General features: G+C 74.8%; 16 protein-coding genes. 11 read left to right on the forward strand and 5 right to left on the reverse strand.

What is annotated here, in order from left to right:
* Positions 1 to 245 precede the first annotated feature (245 nt).
* From D7M15_RS12770 to D7M15_RS12780, 3 genes are all read right to left on the reverse strand, one after another.
* Positions 246 to 1,649 (reverse strand): FAD-binding oxidoreductase, encoded by a 1,404-nt coding sequence (locus D7M15_RS12770; protein ID WP_121517623.1) that lies wholly within the window; start codon positions 1,647 to 1,649, stop codon positions 246 to 248.
* A 112-nt stretch (positions 1,650 to 1,761) separates the two neighbouring features.
* Positions 1,762 to 2,463 (reverse strand): response regulator transcription factor, encoded by a 702-nt coding sequence (locus tag D7M15_RS12775; RefSeq protein WP_121517624.1) that lies wholly within the window; start codon positions 2,461 to 2,463, stop codon positions 1,762 to 1,764.
* A 197-nt stretch (positions 2,464 to 2,660) separates the two neighbouring features.
* Positions 2,661 to 3,692, reverse strand: a complete 1,032-nt coding sequence (locus tag D7M15_RS12780) for a medium chain dehydrogenase/reductase family protein (protein ID WP_121517625.1) — start codon at positions 3,690 to 3,692, stop codon at positions 2,661 to 2,663.
* A gap of 256 nt (positions 3,693 to 3,948) precedes the next feature.
* On the opposite strand from D7M15_RS12780, the gene D7M15_RS12785 reads away from it, so the two are divergent.
* The 9 genes from D7M15_RS12785 (at position 3,949) to D7M15_RS12825 (ending at position 13,787) form a co-directional block, all read left to right on the forward strand.
* Complete coding sequence (locus D7M15_RS12785; RefSeq protein ID WP_240649287.1) at positions 3,949 to 4,554, forward strand: TetR/AcrR family transcriptional regulator; 606 nt, start codon at positions 3,949 to 3,951, stop codon at positions 4,552 to 4,554.
* A 126-nt stretch (positions 4,555 to 4,680) separates the two neighbouring features.
* Positions 4,681 to 5,796 carry a hypothetical protein gene (locus D7M15_RS12790; protein ID WP_121517626.1) on the forward strand — a complete coding sequence of 372 codons (1,116 nt, stop codon included), beginning with the start codon at positions 4,681 to 4,683 and terminating at the stop codon, positions 5,794 to 5,796.
* On the forward strand, positions 5,793 to 6,620 hold the full coding sequence (locus D7M15_RS12795; RefSeq protein WP_121517627.1) for a response regulator transcription factor: 828 nt from the start codon (positions 5,793 to 5,795) through the stop codon (positions 6,618 to 6,620). The genes D7M15_RS12790 and D7M15_RS12795 overlap by 4 nt, the downstream gene beginning before the upstream one ends.
* A 3-nt stretch (positions 6,621 to 6,623) precedes the next feature.
* Positions 6,624 to 8,003, forward strand: coding sequence for a HAMP domain-containing sensor histidine kinase (locus D7M15_RS12800; RefSeq protein WP_121517628.1), 1,380 nt, complete (start codon positions 6,624 to 6,626; stop codon positions 8,001 to 8,003).
* Positions 8,004 to 8,195: 192 nt separating this feature from the next.
* Positions 8,196 to 10,097 (forward strand): transglycosylase domain-containing protein, encoded by a 1,902-nt coding sequence (locus D7M15_RS12805; protein WP_240649288.1) that lies wholly within the window; start codon positions 8,196 to 8,198, stop codon positions 10,095 to 10,097.
* Between the two features lie 136 nt (positions 10,098 to 10,233).
* The gene (locus D7M15_RS12810) at positions 10,234 to 11,223 is read left to right on the forward strand and encodes a TetR/AcrR family transcriptional regulator (RefSeq protein ID WP_121517629.1); all 990 of its coding nucleotides are present in this window, start codon (positions 10,234 to 10,236) and stop codon (positions 11,221 to 11,223) included.
* Between the two features lie 115 nt (positions 11,224 to 11,338).
* Complete coding sequence (locus tag D7M15_RS12815) at positions 11,339 to 12,229, forward strand: 3-keto-5-aminohexanoate cleavage protein (protein WP_206337360.1); 891 nt, start codon at positions 11,339 to 11,341, stop codon at positions 12,227 to 12,229.
* Between the two features lie 74 nt (positions 12,230 to 12,303).
* Complete coding sequence (locus D7M15_RS12820; protein ID WP_121517630.1) at positions 12,304 to 13,272, forward strand: 3-hydroxyacyl-CoA dehydrogenase NAD-binding domain-containing protein; 969 nt, start codon at positions 12,304 to 12,306, stop codon at positions 13,270 to 13,272.
* The gene (locus D7M15_RS12825) at positions 13,269 to 13,787 is read left to right on the forward strand and encodes a thioesterase family protein (RefSeq protein WP_121517631.1); all 519 of its coding nucleotides are present in this window, start codon (positions 13,269 to 13,271) and stop codon (positions 13,785 to 13,787) included. The genes D7M15_RS12820 and D7M15_RS12825 overlap by 4 nt, the downstream gene beginning before the upstream one ends.
* Before the next feature lie 100 nt (positions 13,788 to 13,887).
* On the opposite strand, the gene D7M15_RS12830 is transcribed toward D7M15_RS12825, so the two are convergent.
* Together D7M15_RS12830 and D7M15_RS12835 are read right to left on the reverse strand one after the other, a co-directional pair.
* Positions 13,888 to 14,808: an oxidoreductase gene (locus tag D7M15_RS12830; RefSeq protein ID WP_121517632.1), complete on the reverse strand. Its 921-nt coding sequence runs from the start codon at positions 14,806 to 14,808 to the stop codon at positions 13,888 to 13,890.
* A gap of 54 nt (positions 14,809 to 14,862) precedes the next feature.
* The gene (locus D7M15_RS12835) at positions 14,863 to 15,783 is read right to left on the reverse strand and encodes an oxidoreductase (RefSeq protein ID WP_121517633.1); all 921 of its coding nucleotides are present in this window, start codon (positions 15,781 to 15,783) and stop codon (positions 14,863 to 14,865) included.
* Positions 15,784 to 15,921: 138 nt separating this feature from the next.
* Between D7M15_RS12835 and D7M15_RS12840 the strand changes: the two genes are divergently transcribed.
* Both D7M15_RS12840 and D7M15_RS12845 read left to right on the forward strand, forming a co-directional pair.
* A complete protein-coding gene (locus D7M15_RS12840) occupies positions 15,922 to 16,836 on the forward strand; it encodes a helix-turn-helix transcriptional regulator (protein WP_121517634.1) in 915 nt (304 codons plus the stop codon).
* A gap of 170 nt (positions 16,837 to 17,006) precedes the next feature.
* Positions 17,007 to 18,533: an SDR family oxidoreductase gene (locus D7M15_RS12845; RefSeq protein ID WP_121517635.1), complete on the forward strand. Its 1,527-nt coding sequence runs from the start codon at positions 17,007 to 17,009 to the stop codon at positions 18,531 to 18,533.
* Positions 18,534 to 18,629 lie beyond the last annotated feature (96 nt).

An 18,629-nucleotide genomic window follows, 5' to 3' on the forward strand; every position in this document is an offset into this window, starting at 1 on the left:
TGTCCGGCGCGTGCCTGACGCGTACCGCCGACACGTACCGCCCGCCACGTACACCGCACCGACCAGCACGACCGTCCGGCTCCGGCCGGACGGAGCACCCCCTCAGGACTGGGCGGGCAGCGCGCCTCACGGCGTACTGCCCGCCCAGCGGTTTTTCGCGGCTGCGGTGCGCGGGCGTGCGGTGTCCCGCTGTCGTCCGGGTGAGGCGATCGTTCCGGCGTTACGTCCTCGCCCCCGTTACACCCTCACGCGCGCGCGGAGCCCGTCGCCGCCTCCGTACGGAACAGCCCCTCCGGGTCGTACGCCTGCCGCAGTCCCTCCAACCGCCGCCACGTTCCCGGCTCGTACGCCGCGCGCACGTCGTCCGCAGTGGTCACGCCGAACAGGAAGTTCAGGAACCGGCCGACCGCCCACGGCGCCAACGGCTCCTCCGACCGCCGCTGGAACTCCCGCGCCTCGGCCTCCCGTTCCGCGTCCGCCACGGACAGGACGCTCAGCGAGTACCGCGCGTCCCGGTGCCCGACCGCGTTCCCCCCGCGCGGCGGGCGGGACAGCGCCCCGCCGAGGTGGTGCAGCTGCACCACGCTGAAGAACTCCGCGCCGGGCCCGCCGCGCCGGGCGAACTCCGCGACCGCCGCCGGGTCGAGAGCGGAGAGCAGCGTGTTGCTGCCCGTGTACGGGTGCGGGTCCGTCGGGTCGCGGTGGATCGTCGGGCTCTCGGCGTACGGCATGTCGCGGAGCCCGTCGGCTAGCCGCGGGCCGACCGCGCGCAGCGGGGCCACGAGCCGTTCGCCGTCGGCCGCCGCGCCCGTGTACGCGAGGCGCACCTGGACCACGTGGCGCCCGCGCAGGGCCTCCGGCACCTGCGGGACGTCCGGGTACACCATCGCCACCAGGGAGGACGTCGCCTCCTCGGGCAGGTCCTCCGTCCAGTCCCGGTACGCCTCCAGCACCTCCGGCAGCGACTGCCCGTCGAAGGCCAGCGAACCGCCGTACAGCCGCGGCACCGGCACGAGCCCGATCTCCAGGCCCGTCACCACGCCGAAGCCCGAACGTCCGCCGCACAACGCCCGGAACAGCTCGCCGTCCGGGTCCTCGGTCGGCACCGCGTCGGCGGTGTCGGCCAGGTCCGTCGCGGTGAGGTGGCGGAGGCGGCCGTCCGCCGTCACCAGGTCGACGGCGCGCACCTGGTCCGCCGCGTAGCCGAACCGCCGTGCCAGCAGGCCCAGTCCGCCGCCGAGCGTGTAGCCGACGACGCCGCTGTGCGGGGCGCTGCCGTTCGGCGGCGCGAGCCCGTACGGGGCGGCGGCCGCGATCACCTGCTCCCAGCGGGCGCCCGCCCGCACCCGTACCGTGCGGGCGACGGGGTCGACCCGTACGGCGTCCATGCGGCGGGTGCCCAGCAGCATCCCGCCGCGCGCGGCGGCCGGGGTGCCGTGGCCGGTGGCCTGCACGCGTACGGGCATGCCGTGGTCGGCGGCGTACCGCACCGCGGCCCGTACGTCGTCCGCGTCCCGCGCGCCGACGACCAGGTCCGGGCGCTGCTCCAGGCCGGACTGGAAACCGGCGGTCTCCGCGTCGTAACCCGCGTCGCCGGGCGCCAGGACCGGGCCCCGCACCCGTTGGGACAGTGCGTGGGTGCTGTTCATCGCCGTACTCCGTTTCCCGGTGGCCGTCGCCCCGTCGAGGGTTCGCGAGGGCGGCCTCCGTTCCGGGAGTATCGGGGCACCTACCTGACAGGTGGCGTCATGTTTGCGTCCGTTAGAGGGTGTCACCCGGCTGGAGGGTGTCGCCCGCCGTGACGAAGCCGTGCTCGTACGCGGCGATCACCGCCTGCGTACGGTCGCGTACCTCCAACTTGGCCAGCACCGCCGCCACATGGCTCTTCACCGTGGCGGCGCCCACGCCCATCCGGGTCGCGATCTCCGCGTTGGTCAGGCCCCGCGTCATCAGCCGCAGCACCTCGCCCTCCCGCTCGGTGAGGCGCCCGCCGAGACCGCGCAGGCGCCGACCGGCGCCGTGGTGGGCGGCGAGCCTGCGCACGGCGGCCGGGAAGAGAAGCGAGTCGCCGCGCGCCACCAGGCGTACGGCCGCCACCACGTCCTCCGCCGCCGCCCGCTTCAACAGGAAGCCGTGGGCTCCGGCGCGGAGGGCGTCGTAGACGTACGAGTCGTTCTCGAAGGTCGTCACCACGAGGACGCGCGGCGCGTCCGCGCCCATCACGTCCAGCAGGTGCTCGGTGGCGCGGATGCCGTCGACCTCAGGCATCCGGACGTCCATGAGCACGATGTCGGGACGCAGCGCGCGGGTGACGGAGACGGCCTCGGCCCCGTTGACCGCCTCGCCCACCACGCGCAGGTCCGGCTCGGCGTCGAGGATCGCGGTGAGGGCCGTACGGACCAGGCGTTCGTCGTCGGCGAGCACGACGCGGAGGGGCGGCGCTCCCTCCGGGGGCGGTGGCATCGTGACGGCTTCCTTCCGGGCGGGGCGGCGGTGTCCGGGCAGCACCGTACGCGGGGAGCGGGGGCCGGGGTACGGGGCACGGGGCCGGAGGGGCGCGGTCCGGGGCGGCGGGGAGCGGTCCGGGCCGGGGCCCTCCGCCCGGCGCCGTGGCCGGGCGTCACGGCGTCACGGCGTCACGGCGTCACGGCGTCACGGCGTCACGGCGTCAGGACGATCTTTCCGACGACGGTGCCGGACTCCGCCAGCCGCATGGCCTCGGCGGCGCTGGTGAGCGGCAGCCGGGCGGCGATGCGGGGGACGACGTCGCCGCGCTGGAGGGCGGCGAAGACCTGCGTGAGGTCGGCGCGCGTCCGGGCCCGGAAGCGGCTCCTGGAGAGGGAGCGACCGGCCCAGGTGTTGAAGAAGGAGGCGCTGCGCCCGTTGGGCAGGGCGTTCCACAGCCAGATCCGGCCGAGCAGCTTGAGGACGGGCAGCTGCTTGGAGCCCTCGTCGTCACGCGTGGACGCGCTGCCGTACCCGACGAGGGAGCCGCCCGGGGCGAGCAGGCGCCAGGAGTCGACGATGCCGCTGCCGCCGACGTGGTCGAAGACGGCGTCCACCCCGCCGGGGGCCAGCTCGCGGACGCGGGCGGCGACGTCCTCGGTGCGGTAGTCGATCGGCGTCACCCCCTGCTCCCGCAGGGCGTCGTGGTGGCGTGCCGACGCCGTACCGATGACGCGCACGCCCGCGAGCCGGGCGAACTGGGTCAGCACGGAGCCGACGCCGCCGTTCGCGCCCAGCACCAGGACGGTCTGACCGCTGCGGACGCGTGCCTTGCGGTGCAGCATCTGCCATGCCGTGAGGCCGTTGATGACGAACGCCTCCGCGTCCGCCGCCCTGACCCCGTCGGGCACGGGCACCACGTCCGCGGCCTCCACGACCAGGTGGCTGGACCAGCCGCCGATCTTGGTCAGCGCGGCGATGCGGGTGCCGAGGAGGCCCGGCTCGACGCCGTCGCCCGCGGCGAGGACGGTGCCGACCAGGTCGTAGCCGGGGACGAAGGGGAACGGCGGCTGGTCGAAGTACTTCCCGCGGCGCATCTGCTGCTCCGCGAAGGAGACGCCGGTCGCCTCCATGCGGATGACGACCTCGCCGGGGCCGGGGGTGGGGACTGCTCCGTGGCGGATCTGGAGCCCCTCGGGCTCGACCTTGCCCGGGAGAACGACCTCGACGAGTCCTTCGGCGCTCATGACGACCTCCGTGGTGTGCGACTGATAGTGAAGTGCTTTCGCTTTCGTGAGAAGTTATAACTCAGTCTCGTCGCGAGCGTCAATAGCTTTCGTTACAGCCTCTAACACGCGGGGAGGGTGGCACGGTCGAGCCAACACCATCGCATCGCACAGTGATAACCTCTCACTCTCACGTGAGCTTGTAGCTACGGGAAGGAAGGCGGCAGACCATGGCCGGTACGGGCACGAGAACCCCCGCGAGCGCTACCGCGCCCAGGTGCGTACGGAGGTCAAGGAACGCGCGTGGGAGCAGATCGCCACCGCCGGGGCGTCCGCGCTCTCCCTCAACGCGATCGCGAAGCAGATGGGCATGAGCGGCCCCGCCCTCTACCGCTACTACGCCAACCGCGACGAGCTGATCACCGAGCTGATCCGGGACGCGTACCGCGACCTGGCCGACACCCTCCGCTCGTCCGCCGACGAGCAGGACGCGGGCCCGGCCGACCTCGCGTTCGCGCTGCGCGACTGGGCCCTCGCGGACCCCCAGCGCTACTTCCTCCTCTACGGCACCCCCGTCCCCGGCTACCACGCGCCCGACGACACCACCGCCATCGCCGCCGAGATCATGGAGATCCTGCTCGACACGGGCGCGGGACTGGCGGGCGACGACGGTGCCGGGTCCGCGTTCGCGCGCCATCTGGCGAGCCACCGGGGCTGGACGCGCGACCACCCCGCCCCGCCCGCCGTCCTCCACTGGGCGCTGAAGTTCTGGACGCGGCTGCACGGCGCGCTGTCGCTGGAGCTGGCGGGCCAGTTCACGGGCATGGGCTTCGACCCCGCCCTCCTCTTCCGGGCCGAGTTGGAGGACCTGCTGACGCTCTGAGCCGACCGCTCACCGGCACGCCGCCGCCCGCTCCCCCGTACCGCCGCCAGCCGCTCCCCGGCCCCCTGGCGGCCCCCCGGCGGCACCCGGCGGCGTCCCGCACCCCGGGCAGTACGCTGGCGGGCGATGCGCCGTGCCCCCTCACGCACCCCCCGCCCCACGGAGCGCTCCCCGCGACACCCGTCGTGGCCCTCGCGCCGCCGCGCCGACGTGCGCGCCGTACAGCCCGGGTCCGCGCGCGGGGAGGCCGGGACCGCCGAGGGCGGACGTACCGGAGCCGGGCGGGACCCGCGGGCCGAACGGGACCAGCGGGCCGAGCGGGACCAGCGGGCCGAGCGGGCCGGTCGCGGAGAGGTCGGCGCCCGGCGGCCCGTACCGGCGCGCAGCGGCACCCTGTCGCTGGCGGTGGCGCTGACGGCGATCGTCACGGCGGGCTGCGCGGTGGACGACGGCACCCGCGACGACGGCCCGGCACCCGCGCTGTCGGCGCCGCCGAGCGCCATGCCGCTGTGGCCCGACCACACGGCGCCCCCGACGGAGACGGCGGAGCCGACGTACGGCAAGACGTACTCGCCCCTCAAGGTCACCCTGCCGTCCGGCGGGCTGCGCGCGATGCCGGTCGAGGACCTGATCGCGAAGGACCCGAACGTGTCGGACTGGATGCGCACCGGCCTCCGGGACTGCCCGGGTGGCCGGTGCGGCCTGCGGGAGCCCGTCTACCGCGACCTGACCGGCGACGGCGCCGACGAGCTGCTGGTGGCGATGGACTCGGAACGCCTGGAGGCGACGCTGATCGCGGTCTACCGGGCCGAGAAGCGCACCGTACGGCCGGTGTTGATCGCCTGGGGGGATGCGGGCATGACGGGTTCGACGCTCGGCGAGGACCTGATCATCACGGGCAGGTACGTGGTGACGGGGGCCCGTACGAAGAACGACGAGACCACCCGCTACCGCTGGGACGGCAAGCTGATGTCCCCGCTCGGGCCGCGGCTCGGGGAGGACCTGTCGCCCGGTGGGGACGCCGGAGCGCAGCAGGGCGGTACGCCGCGCGGGGCCGGTGACACCCCGGAGGACGCCGTGCCGCGGGAGGCGGGTCCGCGGGAGCCCGGTCCAGGGGACGACGGCGACAGCCAGGAGGACATCGTGCGACGGGGCCCGTTCCCCGAACCGAGCGCCGCCGACGAGGGCACCGGCAGAGCCCCCTCGCCGGTACCCGAACCCCGGGCGGACGGAGCCCCATGACGCCACCGCCACCGCCGCCCCCGCCGCCGCAGCAGCAGCCCGCCGTGACCGAGGCGCACGTGCTGATCGTCGAGGACGACGAGATCATCCGCCGTACGGTCGGCATGCTCCTGGAGCGGTACGGCTTCACCGTCCGCACCGCCGCCGACGGCATCACCGGCCTGGAACACTTCCGTGCCGAGAAGCCGGACCTGCTGCTCCTGGACATCATGCTGCCGGAGTTGGACGGGATCGGGCTGTGCCGCCGTATCCGGGAGACGAGTACGACGCCGATCCTGATGATGTCCGCGCGCGGCGACTCGCTCGACATCGTGTCGGGTCTGGAGGCGGGCGCCGACGACTACGTGGTCAAGCCGGTGGAGAGCGCCGTGCTGGTGGCGCGTATCCGCTCGCTGCTGCGCCGGGCGTCGTTCGCGCCGCCCCCGTCGGACGTTTCGACCCCACCCTCCGCGCCGTACGTGTCGTCCGCGCGCGCGGTGCCCCGTACGGGTGCGGACGGAGGCGCGTACGCGGCCACCGACGCGGGGGCGGGCGCGGCGCGTACGCACGTCTTCGGTGATCTGACCGTCGACAGCCTCGCGTTGGAGGTGCGGCGCGGTGGTGAGGTGCTGGCGCTGACGCCGACGGAGCTGCGGCTGCTGCTGGAGTTCGCGCGTTCGCCGGGTGTGGTACTGGAGCGCCGTACGCTCCTGGACCGCGTCTGGGACCACGCGTGGCACGGTGACACGCGCGTCGTGGACCTGCACGTGCAGCGGCTGCGCGGGAAGATCGGGGCCGAACGGATCGAGACCGTACGCGGTTTCGGCTACAAGCTGCGGCGCTGAGAAATGGCCCTCAGGTGGCGGATCATCGCCCTGGTGGCGGCGGCGACGTGCGCGGTGGCGGCGGCGGTCGGCGTACTCGTGCACCAGGCGTCGCGCGGCCACGAGCTGTCGCAGGCGCGGCAGGCGGCCCGTACGACGCTGGACCGGGCGGCGGACGCGTACGCGCGTACCGGTGAGGTACGGGGTTCGGGCGCCGAGTTGGACTCCCCCGACGTGCCGGACGGGCTGCGGGAGCTGGTGGCGGACGGGCGGTACGGGAGCGAGTTCACGGACGGACCGGGCGGCCCCGCGATGTGGGCCGCGCGGCCCGCCGGGGGCCGGGTGCTGTCCGTACGCGTCGACATGCGCACGAGCATGCGGGACATCGGCACGCTCGACACCAACATCGTGGTCGCGGGCCTGGTCGCGACCGCCGTCGTCCTGCCGTTGGGCGCGGTGACGGCGGGGCGGATGAGCCGGAAGCTGCGTACGGCGGCGGGAACGGCGCGGCGGATCGCGGCCGGTGACCTGAACGCGCGCATCGACGCGAAGCCCCGCCGGAACGACGAGATCGCGGAGATCTCCGGCGCCGTCGACTCGATGGCCGCCGCGCTCCAGGAACGGCTGCGGCGCGAGCAGCGGTTCACCGGGGACGTGGCGCACGAGCTGCGCACCCCGCTGATGGGCCTGGTCACGGCGGCCGAACTCCTGCCGGACGACGAGGCGGTGGGCTACGTACGGGACCGCTCTCGGGTGCTCAGCACGCTCGTCGACGAACTGCTGGAGATCTCGCGGCTGGACGCGCACGCCGAGCACGCGGACCTGACGGCGTGCGCCGTCGGGCCGTTGGTGGAGGAGGCGGTGGCGCGCACCGGCGTGCGCGCGTCGCTCCGCACGGAGCCGCCGCGCGCGGGAGGGCGTACGGGAACGGGCGCGAGCGGGCGTACGGGCGCGGACCGGCGCGCGGCCGCGACGGTCGGCGGGAAGCCGGGGGACGGGGAGTCGGAGGACGGGGAACCGGGGGACGGCGTACGGACGGTGGACGACGAGCCCGTGAAGGTGTGGACGGACCCGCGCCGCCTGGCACGCGTCGTCGCGAACCTGCTGCTCAACGCCGACCGGCACGGCCACCCGCCCGTCGAGGTGACGGTCTCGGCGGACGGCCGCACGGTGACCGTGCGCGACCACGGCCCCGGCTACCCGGAGGACCTGCTGCGGGACGGGCCGCAGCGCTTCCGTACGGGCGCCGCCGAGCGGGGTCGTGGGCACGGGCTGGGGCTGACGATCGCCCGCGGGCAGGCCGAAGTCCTGGGCGCCACCCTGGAGTTCGGGAACGCGGCGGACGGCGGAGCGGTCGCCACCGTACGGCTGCCCGCGACCGAGGGGCCACCGATACACGGTTGATACACCTCTGAGCAGCCGCCGACGGGTTCCCTTGCCCGCACCAAGATCTTCGCGTCCGAGGGTGGCGGCATGCGGAACAGGTGGCACCCCACAGCCCGGCTCGCGCGGCACAGGAAGCGCCCCGAAGCGGGGGGAGGGCCGGACGCGGTACGGACGGCGCCCCCGGCACGTACGGCCGACGGAACGGCCCCGGTGGGCACGGCCGACGGAACGGCCCCCGCGCGCGGGGCGGGCACCCGCGGTCGCCTCCGGCGGCTCCTCACCTGGCGGAAGCTGCTCGCCGTGGGCCTCGCGCTGCTGCTCCTGCCGACGGCCGCGTTCGCGGTGCTGTACGTGTCCATCGACGTCCCCGAGGCCAACGAGCAGGCCCGCGCGGAGAGCAACGTCTACCTCTACAGCGACGGCACCGTCGCCGCCCGCACGGGCGAGATCAACCGCGAGACCGTACCGATCGGGCGGGTGCCCGAGGGCGTGCGGCACGCGTTCATCGCGGCGGAGAACAAGTCGTTCTACGAGGACGCCGGTCTCGACCCCGTCGGCCTCGCGCGCGGGGTGGTCAACACCGCGCTGGGCAAGGGCACTCAGGGCGGTTCGACGATCACGCAGCAGTACGTCAAGAACTACTACCTGAGCCAGGAGCAGACCCTCAGCCGCAAGGTCCGCGAGATGGTCATCTCGCTCAAGGTCGACCGGCGGAAGTCGAAGGACGACATCCTCGCCGGGTACCTCAACTCCAGCTACTTCGGCCGCGTCGCGTACGGCGTCCAGGCCGCGGCCCGCGCGTACTACGACCGGAACGTCGAGGAACTGACCGTCCCGCAGGGCGCGTACCTCGCGGCGCTCCTCCAGGCCCCCAGCCGGTACGACTGGGCCACCGCGAGCCCGGCCGGGCGGCGGCACGTCGAGGCGCGCTGGGGCTACGTGCTGGACAACATGGTGGACAAGGGCTGGCTCGACGGGAAGGAGCGGAAGGGCATGCGCTTCCCCGAGCCCACCGCGCCCGAGCCGGGGCCCGGACTGAGCGGGCAGTCCGGGTACTTCGTGGACGCCGCCCGGCAGGAGCTGCTCGAATCGGGCGTCAGCGACCAGGAGTTGGCGGCCGGTGGCTGGACGATCACCCTCACCCTCGACCGCGAGCGGCAGCAGGCGCTGGAACGGGCCGTCGCGCGCCGCCTCGACGGCGAGAGCGATGGCGAGCGGGACGGCGAGAACGGCCCCAACAAGGGCAGCGGCGGCGGGGCGAGTCGCGACGTGCAGGCGGGCGCCGTCTCGGTGGCCCCGGAGACGGGGCACGTGGTCGCGCTGTACGGCGGCCGGGACTACACCCGGCACTACCTCAACAACGCCACCCGCGCCGACTACCAGGCGGGCCCCGCCTTCCACGCGATCAGCCTGGCCGCGTCGCTGGAACGGAAGACGCGGCAGGCGGAGCCGCGCGCGGGGCGGGCGGCGGAACGGGTGCCCGAGCACGAACTGGTCCGGGACACGGCCGTGGACCTCGGCGTCCACCCCGACACCGAGAGGTACGACGCGGAACGGGCTACGGAACTGGGCCTGTTGGGGGTCAGCCCGATGGAACTGGCGGGTGTGTACGCGACGTTGGGGCGGCACGGCGACAAGGTCACGCCGTCGCTGGTGGAGTCCGCAGTACGCGGCGGGGAACGGGTCGAGCTGCGGGACGCGGTCGGCGGCAGGGCGGTCGCGCGCGAGACGGCCGACTCGATCACGAACGGCATCGGCGGCATGCCCGTACCGTCCGGCCCCGACGGACCGTACGAACCGTACGGCCCGTTTGAGGCTCCGTACGGCGAGGGCACCGGCAAGGGCCGCCCGGCGGACGGCGGTTCCTCGACGCGGCGGGCGATGGCACCCGCCGGGACGGCCGTGCCCCCGACGCCCGCCGCGCTGGTGTCGGGGCCGTCCGACGACGACAAGGCGGCGTGGTCCGTCGGCTACTCGCCCGAACTGGCCACCGTGGTCGGCGTGTTCGGCGAGGAGCACCGGTCCCGCGAGCAGGCGGCGCTCACGAAGGCGCAGGCGCGGATGGCGGTCGGCATCTGGGACGAGTACAGCCGGGCCGCGCTGGGCGGATAGCGGGCGGTGGGACGTACGGGACGGGTGTTGCGGTACTGACTGATGTGTCAGCCAGTACCGCAACACCCGCCTCTTCTGCGCGTCAGCAGCGGGACACCCGTTGCGATTATCTCAACGCGTCGCTACGGTGTCGGGCATGCGGTACGCACCGGACCCGCCCGCGCGGGCCACCGACGTCGCGGCCCGGGTGCGCGAGGTGATCGCGCGCGCCGGGTGCAGCCAGCGCGAGTTCGCGCGGCGGATCGTCATGGACCCGTCGAAGCTGTCGCGTTCGCTCGGCGGCAGCCGCCGCTTCACGGCGGCCGAGCTGGCGCGCGTCGCGGACGTCGGTGACGTGGACGCGGGCTGGCTCCTCGGCACGGACGCGGGTACGGGCACGGACGCGGGTACGGGTACGGACGCGGGTGCCGGTACGAGCGCCGGCGCCACCCCCCGTACGGGCTCCGCGCGGGCCGCCGGAGCCGCCCCCGCACCCGCCCCCGTCGCCGTCCCCACCGGCGGGCGCCCGCTCCAGATCGTCCGCGAGACCGTGCGGCTCGTCGCCGAACAGGGCTTCCACGCCGTACGCGTCGCCGACATCGCCGCCGCCTGCGGCACCAGCAGCGCGGCCGTCCACTACCACTTCCCCGGCCGCGCCGAGCTGCTCGAAGCGGCGATCCGCTGGTGCATGGACGAGGACACCGCGGCCCGCGCCGCCTGCGTCGCCGCCGAGGAGGACGCGCACAAGGAGCTGTGGCAGCTGATCGCGCTCCAGACCCCGTACACCGAACAGCGCCGCCGCCAGTGGCGCGTGTGGCTCGACCTGTGGGCGGAGGCGGCCCGTTCGACGGCCACCGGGCGGCTGCACGTCGACTACTACCGGCAGTGGCGTACGACCGTCGCGGACGTCATACGGCGCGGGGTCGCGCAGGGCGTGTTCCGCCCGGAGACCGATCCGGAGTCCGCCGCGCTGCGCCTCACCGCGCTCATCGACGGGCTCGCGTCCCAGGTGCTGGCCACCGAGGCGTACGGCGCGGACCCGGAGACGGGCACCGGCTCCGGCACGGACCCGGGCGGGACCGGGCCGGAGCAGATGGAGGCCGCGCTGCTCGCCCACGTCGAGACCGAACTGACCCCGCACGACTGACCGTTCACGCCCCCGCACCCGTACGACCGGCCCCCTGCACCCGGCCCCCGCACGCCCCGACGCCCTGCCCGCCCCGACGCCCCGCAACGACCGCCCCACGCCCCGGAGGTGCCCCATGCCCATGAACGACAGCGTCATCATCACCTGCGCCCTGACCGGCGCCGGCGACACCGTCGGACGCAGCCCGCACGTGCCCGTCACGCCCGAGCAGATCGCCGCGTCGGCCGTCGAGGCGGCGGCGGCCGGTGCGGCCGTCGTGCACATCCACGTACGGGACCCCGCGACGGGCGCGCCCTCGCGCGACCCGAAGCTGTACGGCGAGACCGTCGACCGGATCCGCCAGACCGGCACCGACGTGGTGATCAACCTGACGGCGGGCATGGGCGGCGACCTGGTGCTGGACGCCGACGAGCCGCTGGAGAAGGGCGCGTTGGAGGGTACGGACCTGGTCGGCGGCCTGGCGCGGCTGCCGCACGTGCAGGACCTGCTGCCGGACATCTGCACCCTCGACTGCGGCTCGCTGAACTTCGGCGACAACCTCTACATCTCCACGCCCGAGATGCTGCGGAAGGGCGCCCGGCTGATCCAGGAGCTGGGCGTACGACCGGAGTTGGAGATCTTCGACACCGGGCAGCTGTGGTTCGCGAAGCAGTTGCACGCGGAGGGGCTGCTGGACGAGCCGACGCTGTTCCAGCTGTGCATGGGCATCCCGTGGGGCGCCCCGGCCGAGCCCGAGGTGCTCCAGTCGATGGTCAACATGCTGCCCCCGGGCGCCCAGTGGGCCAGCTTCGCGCTGGGCCGGATGCAGATGCCGTGGGTCGCGCAGTCGGTGCTGCTGGGCGGGAACGTACGGGTCGGGCTGGAGGACAACCTCTACCTCAGCCGTGGCGTGAAGGCGACCAACGCGCAGCTGACCGAGCGCGCCGTGACCCTCGTCGAGGCGCTGGGCGCGTCCGTCGCGGGACCCGACGCGGCGCGGGAACGCTTCGGCCTCAAGCCCCGCTGAGCGCCCGCCCGTCGGGCCCGCCCGTCGACACGTCCCCGTCCCGAGTACCCGTCCCCCGCAAGGAGTCAGTCACCATGGCACGACCCGATCCCGCCGACGTCGCGCGCGTGACGTGCGTCGGCGCCGGAGTCATCGGCGGCGGCTGGGCCGCCCACTTCCTCGCCCGCGGCTACGACGTGACCGTCTGGGACCCGGCGCCCGACGCCGAGCCCCGGCTGCGGCGGCTCGTCGAGGCCGCCTGGCCCGCGCTCACCCAGCTCGGGCTCGCCCCGGGCGCCGACCCCGCCCGTCTGAAGGTCGCGCCGACGCTCGAAGAGGCGTGCGCGGAGGCGGAGTTCGTACAGGAGAGCGCCCCGGAGAAGCTGGAGCTGAAGCGCGACCTGCTGGCCCGGCTGGACGCGGCGACCCCGCCCGGCGTCGTCGTCGCCTCGTCCACCTCCGGCTACCCGATGACCGACATGCAGACCACCGCGGCCGACCCCGGCCGCCTCGTCGTCGGCCACCCCTTCAACCCGCCGTACCTGATCCCGCTCGTCGAGGTCGTCGGCGGCGAACGGACCGACCCGGACGCCGTCGCCTGGGCCGCCCGCTTCTACGAGGCCGCGGGCAAGTCCGTCCTCACCATGGACCGCGAACTGCCCGGTTTCGTCGCCAACCGCCTCCAGGAGGCACTGTGGCGCGAGGCGCTGCACATGGTGGCGAACGGTGAGGCGACCGTACGGGACATCGACGCGTCGATCACCGAAGGGCCGGGCCTGCGGTGGGCGTTCATGGGGCCGTGCCTCACGTTCGCGCTCGCGGGCGGCGAGGGCGGGATGGCGCACATGCTGGACCACTTCGGGGAGTCGCTGAAGTCGCCGTGGACGCGGCTGGAGGCTCCGGAGCTGGACCGGAAGCTGTACGACGGGATGGTCGACGGCTGTGCGGAGGCCGCCGCCGGGCGGTCGCACGCGGACCTCGTCGCGGAACGCGACCAGGGCGTGATCGACGTGCTGCGCGCCACCGGCAGGCTGCCGGAGCCGCCCCGGCGGAGCGCGGGGTGAGCGGCGTGCTCGCGGAGTTCACCGAGCGGGTCCGCCCGGAGTGGATCGACTACAACGGCCATCTCAGCGAGGCGTACTACGTGCTCGTCTTCGGCCACGCCACCGACGCGATGATGGACGCGACCGGCCTGCACGCCGCGTACCGCGACGCCACCGGCTGCTCCCTCTACACCGCCGAGGCGCACGTGCGCTATCTGCGCGAGGTGCGCGACGGCACCGAACTCCGCGTCCGTACGCGGGTGTTCGGCGTGGACGGGAAGCGGCTGCGCTTCGGGCACGAGATGTACGCCGCCGGTACGGGAGCGGCCGGTACGGACGACCCCGCCGGTACGGACGACGCCCCCGGTACGGGCGACCCCGCGCGCCCGGTGGCCGTGACGGAGCTGCTGGGCGTCCACGTGGGCGCCGCGGGCGCGACGCCGTTCCCCGCCGACGTACGCGCCCGCTTCGAGGTGCTGGCCGAGGCGGCGCCGGAGTGGGCGGGCCGCGCCATCGGCCCCGTACCGCGCGGCTGACCCCGCGCGCCCCCGCCGTACGGCGCCCCCGCCGTACCGCGCCCCGCCCACGTGGAGCCTGGCCCCGTCTCCCTTTCCCCGGAGAGACGGAGCCAGGGGTTCAGGGGTGGCGGACCCCGGTCAGCTCCTCGGCCGCCTCCCACAGCCGCCGCCCCGTCTCCGGGTCGGTGGCGGCCGGGGCCGGTTCGGTCGCGGCGACCGGGCCGCGGAACTCCCGGAAGCCGGACGGCCCGTAGAGCAGGCCGCCGCGTACGCCGGGAGCGGTGGCCGCGTGCAACTGCGGGCGCGCGCCACCCTGTACGGAGGGGAACACCCGCTGCGTCGCCCGGTCGATGGCCTGCGACACCGGGTCCTTGTCCTCGAACGCGCGCGTGCTGAGGTTCGTACGGCAGATGCCGGGGTGCGCCAGGACGCTGCGGACCGGCGAACCGGCGCGTTCCAGCCGCCGGTGCAGTTCCAGGCCCTGCACGGTGCAGGCCAGCTTGGAACGCCCGTACGCCTGGCGGGGCTTGAAGCCCCGGCGCCCCATCAGGTCGTCCAGGTCGAGGCGGGCGCCCCGGTGCGACGTCGAGCTGAGGCCGACGACGCGCCCGGCTTCCGCCCGGCCGAGGGCGCCGAGGAGCAGGCCGGTGAGGGCGAAGTGGCCCAGGACGTTGACGCCGAAGTGGGCCTCGAAGCCGTCGTCCGTCTCACGGCGCGGCCCGAGGTGCAGCACCCCGGCGTTGTTGACCAGCACGTCGACGGCCCGGAAGTCGCCGTCCACCTCCTTGGCGAAGTCCCGTACGGACCGCAGGGAGCCGAGGTCCAGGTGCCGGGCCTCGACCTTGGCGCCCGGCGTGGTCCGTCGGATGCCGTCGGCCGCCTCCTCGCCCGCCTCGACCCGGCGTACTGCGAGCACCACGCGGGCGCCGTGCCGCGCCAGTTCGGTCGCCGTGACCAGCCCGAGGCCGGAGTTGGCGCCGGTGACGACCGCGACCCGGCCGCTCAGGTCGGGGATGTCGCGTTCGGTCCATTCGGCCATGGCGGGCAGCTCCAGGAGGAAAAGGGTGAGGTGGGGTGGGGAGGGTCGTACGGGTCAGAGGTACGAGACCCCGGTGAGCCGTTCCGCCGCGCTCCACAGCTCCTTGCGGAACGCGGGGTCGGCGGCCTGCGGGTTGACGCGGGCCTCGGCGACCGGGCCGCGCAACTCCCGGAAACCGGACGGCCCGTAGTAGCGCCCGCCCTTCGCCTCGGGCGCGGTCGCGGCGTACAGCAGGGAGCGCGCGCCCCGTTCCACGGACGGGAACGTCGACTGCACCATCGCGTCCAGGTTCCGCGCGACCACGCCCGCGGTCTCGAACGCCCGGGGGCTGAAGTTGGTGCGGCAGATGCCGGGGTGCGCCAGGACGCTGGCCACCGGGCTGCCCTCCTCGCGCAGGCGGCGGTCGAGTTCGAGGGCGAGCGCGGTGTTGGCGAGCTTGGAGCGCCCGTACGCCCGCCGCGGCCCGAAGTCGTTGTCCGACATGAGGTCGTTCACGTCGAGGTGCGCCTTGTTGTGGAAGACGGAGCTGAGGTTCAGCACCCGCGGGGCCTCGGCCGTACGGAGCTGGTCGAGGAGCAGCCCGGTGAGCGCGAAGTGGCCGAGGACCGCCACGCCGAAGATCGCCTCGAAGCCGTCCTCGGTGGTCTGCCGGTCGCCCATGTGCAGCACGCCCGCGTTGTTGACGAGCAGGTCGATCACGGGCAGGTCGGCGGTGGCCTCCTTGGCGAAGTCCCGTACGGAGGCCAGCGAGGCGAGGTCCAGGCGCCGCACCTCCACCTGGGCGCCGGTCACGGCCCGCCGGATGCCGTCGGCCGCCTCCTCGCCCGCCTCCACGCGGCGTACGGCGAGCACCACGCGGGCGCCGTGCCGCGCGAGTTCGGTGGCCATGACGAGACCGAGGCCGGAGTTGGCACCCGTGATGACCGCGACCCGGCCGCTCTGGTCGGGGATGTCGCGTTCGGTCCATTCGGCCATGGCGGGCAGCTCCAGGAAGTGGTGGGGTGAGGCGGCTGGCGACCATCGTAGGAACGGCCCGCCGGTACGTGGTCGCACTCCCCTCCCTAGGAGTGCGGGACCTACCTTCGGCGGGGCCGGTACGCGCACACTGTCCCCATGGCTGCCGACCGCTCGTTCGCCCGTGAACTCGGTGACTTCCTGCGCGCGCGGCGCGGACGGCTGCGTCCGGAGGACGTCGGCCTGGAGCCCGGACCCCGGCGCAAGGTCACCGGGCTGCGGCGCGAGGAGATCGCGCTGCTCGCCGGGTTGAGCACCGACTACTACCAGCGGATGGAGCAGGGCCGCGACGTACGCCCCTCCGACACCGTCCTCGACGACCTCGCCACCGCCCTGGACCTCGACGACGCCGAGCGCCGCCACCTCTTCGCCCTCGCCCAGGCCGCGCGCCGCCCGCAGCGCGCGCGCAAGCGGCGTACGCCGGAGCGCGTGCCGGACGCCACCCGGCACCTGCTGGACGCCCTGCACGCCCCGGCGGTGGTGCTGGGGCGGCACCTCGACCTGCTCGCCTGGAACGCGCTGGCCGAGGAGCTGTTCGGTGACCCGCGGCTGGAGCCGCCGGAGCACCGCAACATGCTCACCTCCCTCTTCCACGACCCCGAGACCCGGCTGCGCTGCCCCGACTGGGAGGCGACCGCCCTCCAGTACATCGGGATGCTGCGCGCCGCCGTCGCCACCGACCCGACGCACCCGCGCGCGACGACCCTCATCGGTGAACTCAGCATCCGCAGCGCGGACTTCCGCAAGCTGTGGGCCCGGCACGACGTGCGCGAGACGGTGCAGGGGACGAAGCTGTTCCGGCACCCGCAGGTCGGTGAGATCGCCGTCGAGTGGGGCAGCTACCCGCTGCCCGGCAGCCCCGGCCCGCGCATGTTCGTCTACACCGCCGTGCCCGGCAGCCCCGCCGCCGAACGGCTCGCGCTGCTGGCGTCCCTGCGCGCCACCCGCCTGCGGCGCGAGAAACCGTCCCGCGCGCGCGAGGAGGAGGCGACGGACGGGCCGCCGCTGCCCTGACGCGCGCGCCTCCCCCGTACGTACGCCCGCGCCCGTACGTACACCCCCGTGCGCCCGCCCCGCGTGGCCCCGCCGCCGCGTCCCGCCGCGCGTGGAGACTGAAACCGGGCTTCGCGGTCACCTGGTCCGTACGGGCGGGCGAGCGACGCGGGCCCGGAGAGGAGACGGGCATGGGTACGGAGCAGGGCGGGCGCACACGGCACACGGACGAGGACACGGCGCCACGGCACTGCCTGGTCACGGGCGCCAGCGGCTACATCGGGGGCCGCCTCGTACCGGAGCTGCTGGCCGCGGGGCACCGCGTGCGCTGCCTGGCCCGTACGCCCGCCAAGCTGCGCGACCAGCCCTGGGCCGCGGACGTCGAGGTGGTCGAGGGCGACGTCACCGACCCGGACGCCGTACGGGACGCGATGCGCGGCGTGGACGTCGCCTACTACCTGGTGCACGCCCTCGGCGGCGGCGACGGCTTCGAGGCGACCGACCGGCAGGCCGCCCGCACCTTCGGCGCCGAGGCGCGCGCCACGGGCGTCGGCCGCGTCGTCTACCTCGGCGGCCTCACCCCCGAGGGCGTGCCCGAACGCGAACTCTCGCCCCACCTGCGGTCCCGCGCCGAGGTCGGCGAGATCCTGCTGGAGTCGGGGGTGCCGACGGCGGTGCTGCGGGCGGCCGTCATCATCGGCTCCGGCTCGGCCTCGTTCGAGATGCTGCGCTACCTCACGGAACGGCTGCCCGTGATGGTCACCCCCAGCTGGGTCGGCTCCCGCGTCCAGCCCGTGGCCGTACGGGACGTGCTGCGGGCCCTGGTCGGGTGCGCGCTGCTGCCCGCGGACGTCAGCCGCGCGTTCGACATCGGCGGGCCGGACGTCCTCACGTACCGCGAGATGATGCAGCGCTACGCCGCCGTCGCCGGGCTGCCCCACCGGCTGATCCTGGCCGTCCCCGTGCTCACCCCGCGCCTCTCCAGCCACTGGGTCGGCCTGGTCACGCCGGTGCCGCGATCGCTGGCCCGGCCGCTGGCGGAGTCCCTGCGGCACGAGGTCGTGTGCCGGGAGAACGACCTCGCCCGGTACGTGCCCGAGCCGCCGGAGGGCCTCGTCGGCGTCGACCGGGCCCTGGAGCTGGCCCTCCAGCGCGTACGGGACGCCGACGTCACCACCCGCTGGACGTCCGCCTCCGTCCCCGGCGCCCCCAGCGACCCGCTGCCCACCGACCCCGACTGGGCGGGCGGCAGCCTCTACACCGACCGGCGGGCGCACCGCGTCGACGCGTCGGAGGACGCGCTGTGGCGGGTGATCGAGGGCATCGGCGGCGACAACGGCTGGTACTCCTTCCCCCTCGCCTGGGCCGTACGCGGCTGGCTGGACCGGCTCGTCGGCGGCGTCGGCCTGCGGCGCGGCAGGCGGGACGCGGCCCGGCTGCGTACGGGCGACTCGCTGGACTTCTGGCGCGTCGAGGAGATCGAACGGGGGCGGCTGCTGCGGCTGCGCGCGGAGATGCGCGTACCGGGGCTGGCCTGGCTGGAGCTGCGTACGGCGCACGACCGGCAGGGCCGCACCGTCTACCTCCAGCGGGCGCTGTTCCACCCGAGGGGGCTGGCGGGGCACCTGTACTGGTGGAGCGTCGCGCCGTTCCACGGGCTGGTGTTCGGCGGGATGGCGCGCAACATCGCGAAGGCGGCGGCGCGGGACGGCGGTTGAGGGCGTACGGGCGCGGGGCCGGGCGTACGCGCGCGGGCGCGCGTACCGGCGCGGGCTTCGCGTACCGGCGGGGCGGCGCGCGGGCACGGCACATCC

It is taken from the genome of Streptomyces sp. Z26 (genome assembly GCF_003665095.1).
GTDB classification, from domain to species: domain Bacteria; phylum Actinomycetota; class Actinomycetes; order Streptomycetales; family Streptomycetaceae; genus Streptomyces; species Streptomyces phytohabitans.

Excerpts from the sequence above, each read along its gene's own strand:
- D7M15_RS12780 (WP_121517625.1), bottom strand. The coding sequence starts at position 3,692 with ATGAGCGCCGAAGGACTCGTCGAGGTCGTTCTCCCGGGCAAGGTCGAG.
- D7M15_RS12835 (WP_121517633.1), bottom strand. The coding sequence starts at position 15,783 with ATGGCCGAATGGACCGAACGCGACATCCCCGACCAGAGCGGCCGGGTC.
- D7M15_RS12810 (WP_121517629.1), top strand. The coding sequence starts at position 10,234 with ATGCGGTACGCACCGGACCCGCCCGCGCGGGCCACCGACGTCGCGGCC.
- D7M15_RS12775 (WP_121517624.1), bottom strand. The coding sequence starts at position 2,463 with ATGCCACCGCCCCCGGAGGGAGCGCCGCCCCTCCGCGTCGTGCTCGCC.
- D7M15_RS12840 (WP_121517634.1), top strand. The coding sequence starts at position 15,922 with ATGGCTGCCGACCGCTCGTTCGCCCGTGAACTCGGTGACTTCCTGCGC.
- D7M15_RS12815 (WP_206337360.1), top strand. The coding sequence starts at position 11,339 with ATGCCCATGAACGACAGCGTCATCATCACCTGCGCCCTGACCGGCGCC.
- D7M15_RS12800 (WP_121517628.1), top strand. The coding sequence starts at position 6,624 with ATGGCCCTCAGGTGGCGGATCATCGCCCTGGTGGCGGCGGCGACGTGC.
- D7M15_RS12795 (WP_121517627.1), top strand. The coding sequence starts at position 5,793 with ATGACGCCACCGCCACCGCCGCCCCCGCCGCCGCAGCAGCAGCCCGCC.
- D7M15_RS12830 (WP_121517632.1), bottom strand. The coding sequence starts at position 14,808 with ATGGCCGAATGGACCGAACGCGACATCCCCGACCTGAGCGGCCGGGTC.
- D7M15_RS12770 (WP_121517623.1), bottom strand. The coding sequence starts at position 1,649 with ATGAACAGCACCCACGCACTGTCCCAACGGGTGCGGGGCCCGGTCCTG.
- D7M15_RS12845 (WP_121517635.1), top strand. The coding sequence starts at position 17,007 with ATGGGTACGGAGCAGGGCGGGCGCACACGGCACACGGACGAGGACACG.
- D7M15_RS12790 (WP_121517626.1), top strand. The coding sequence starts at position 4,681 with ATGCGCCGTGCCCCCTCACGCACCCCCCGCCCCACGGAGCGCTCCCCG.
- D7M15_RS12820 (WP_121517630.1), top strand. The coding sequence starts at position 12,304 with ATGGCACGACCCGATCCCGCCGACGTCGCGCGCGTGACGTGCGTCGGC.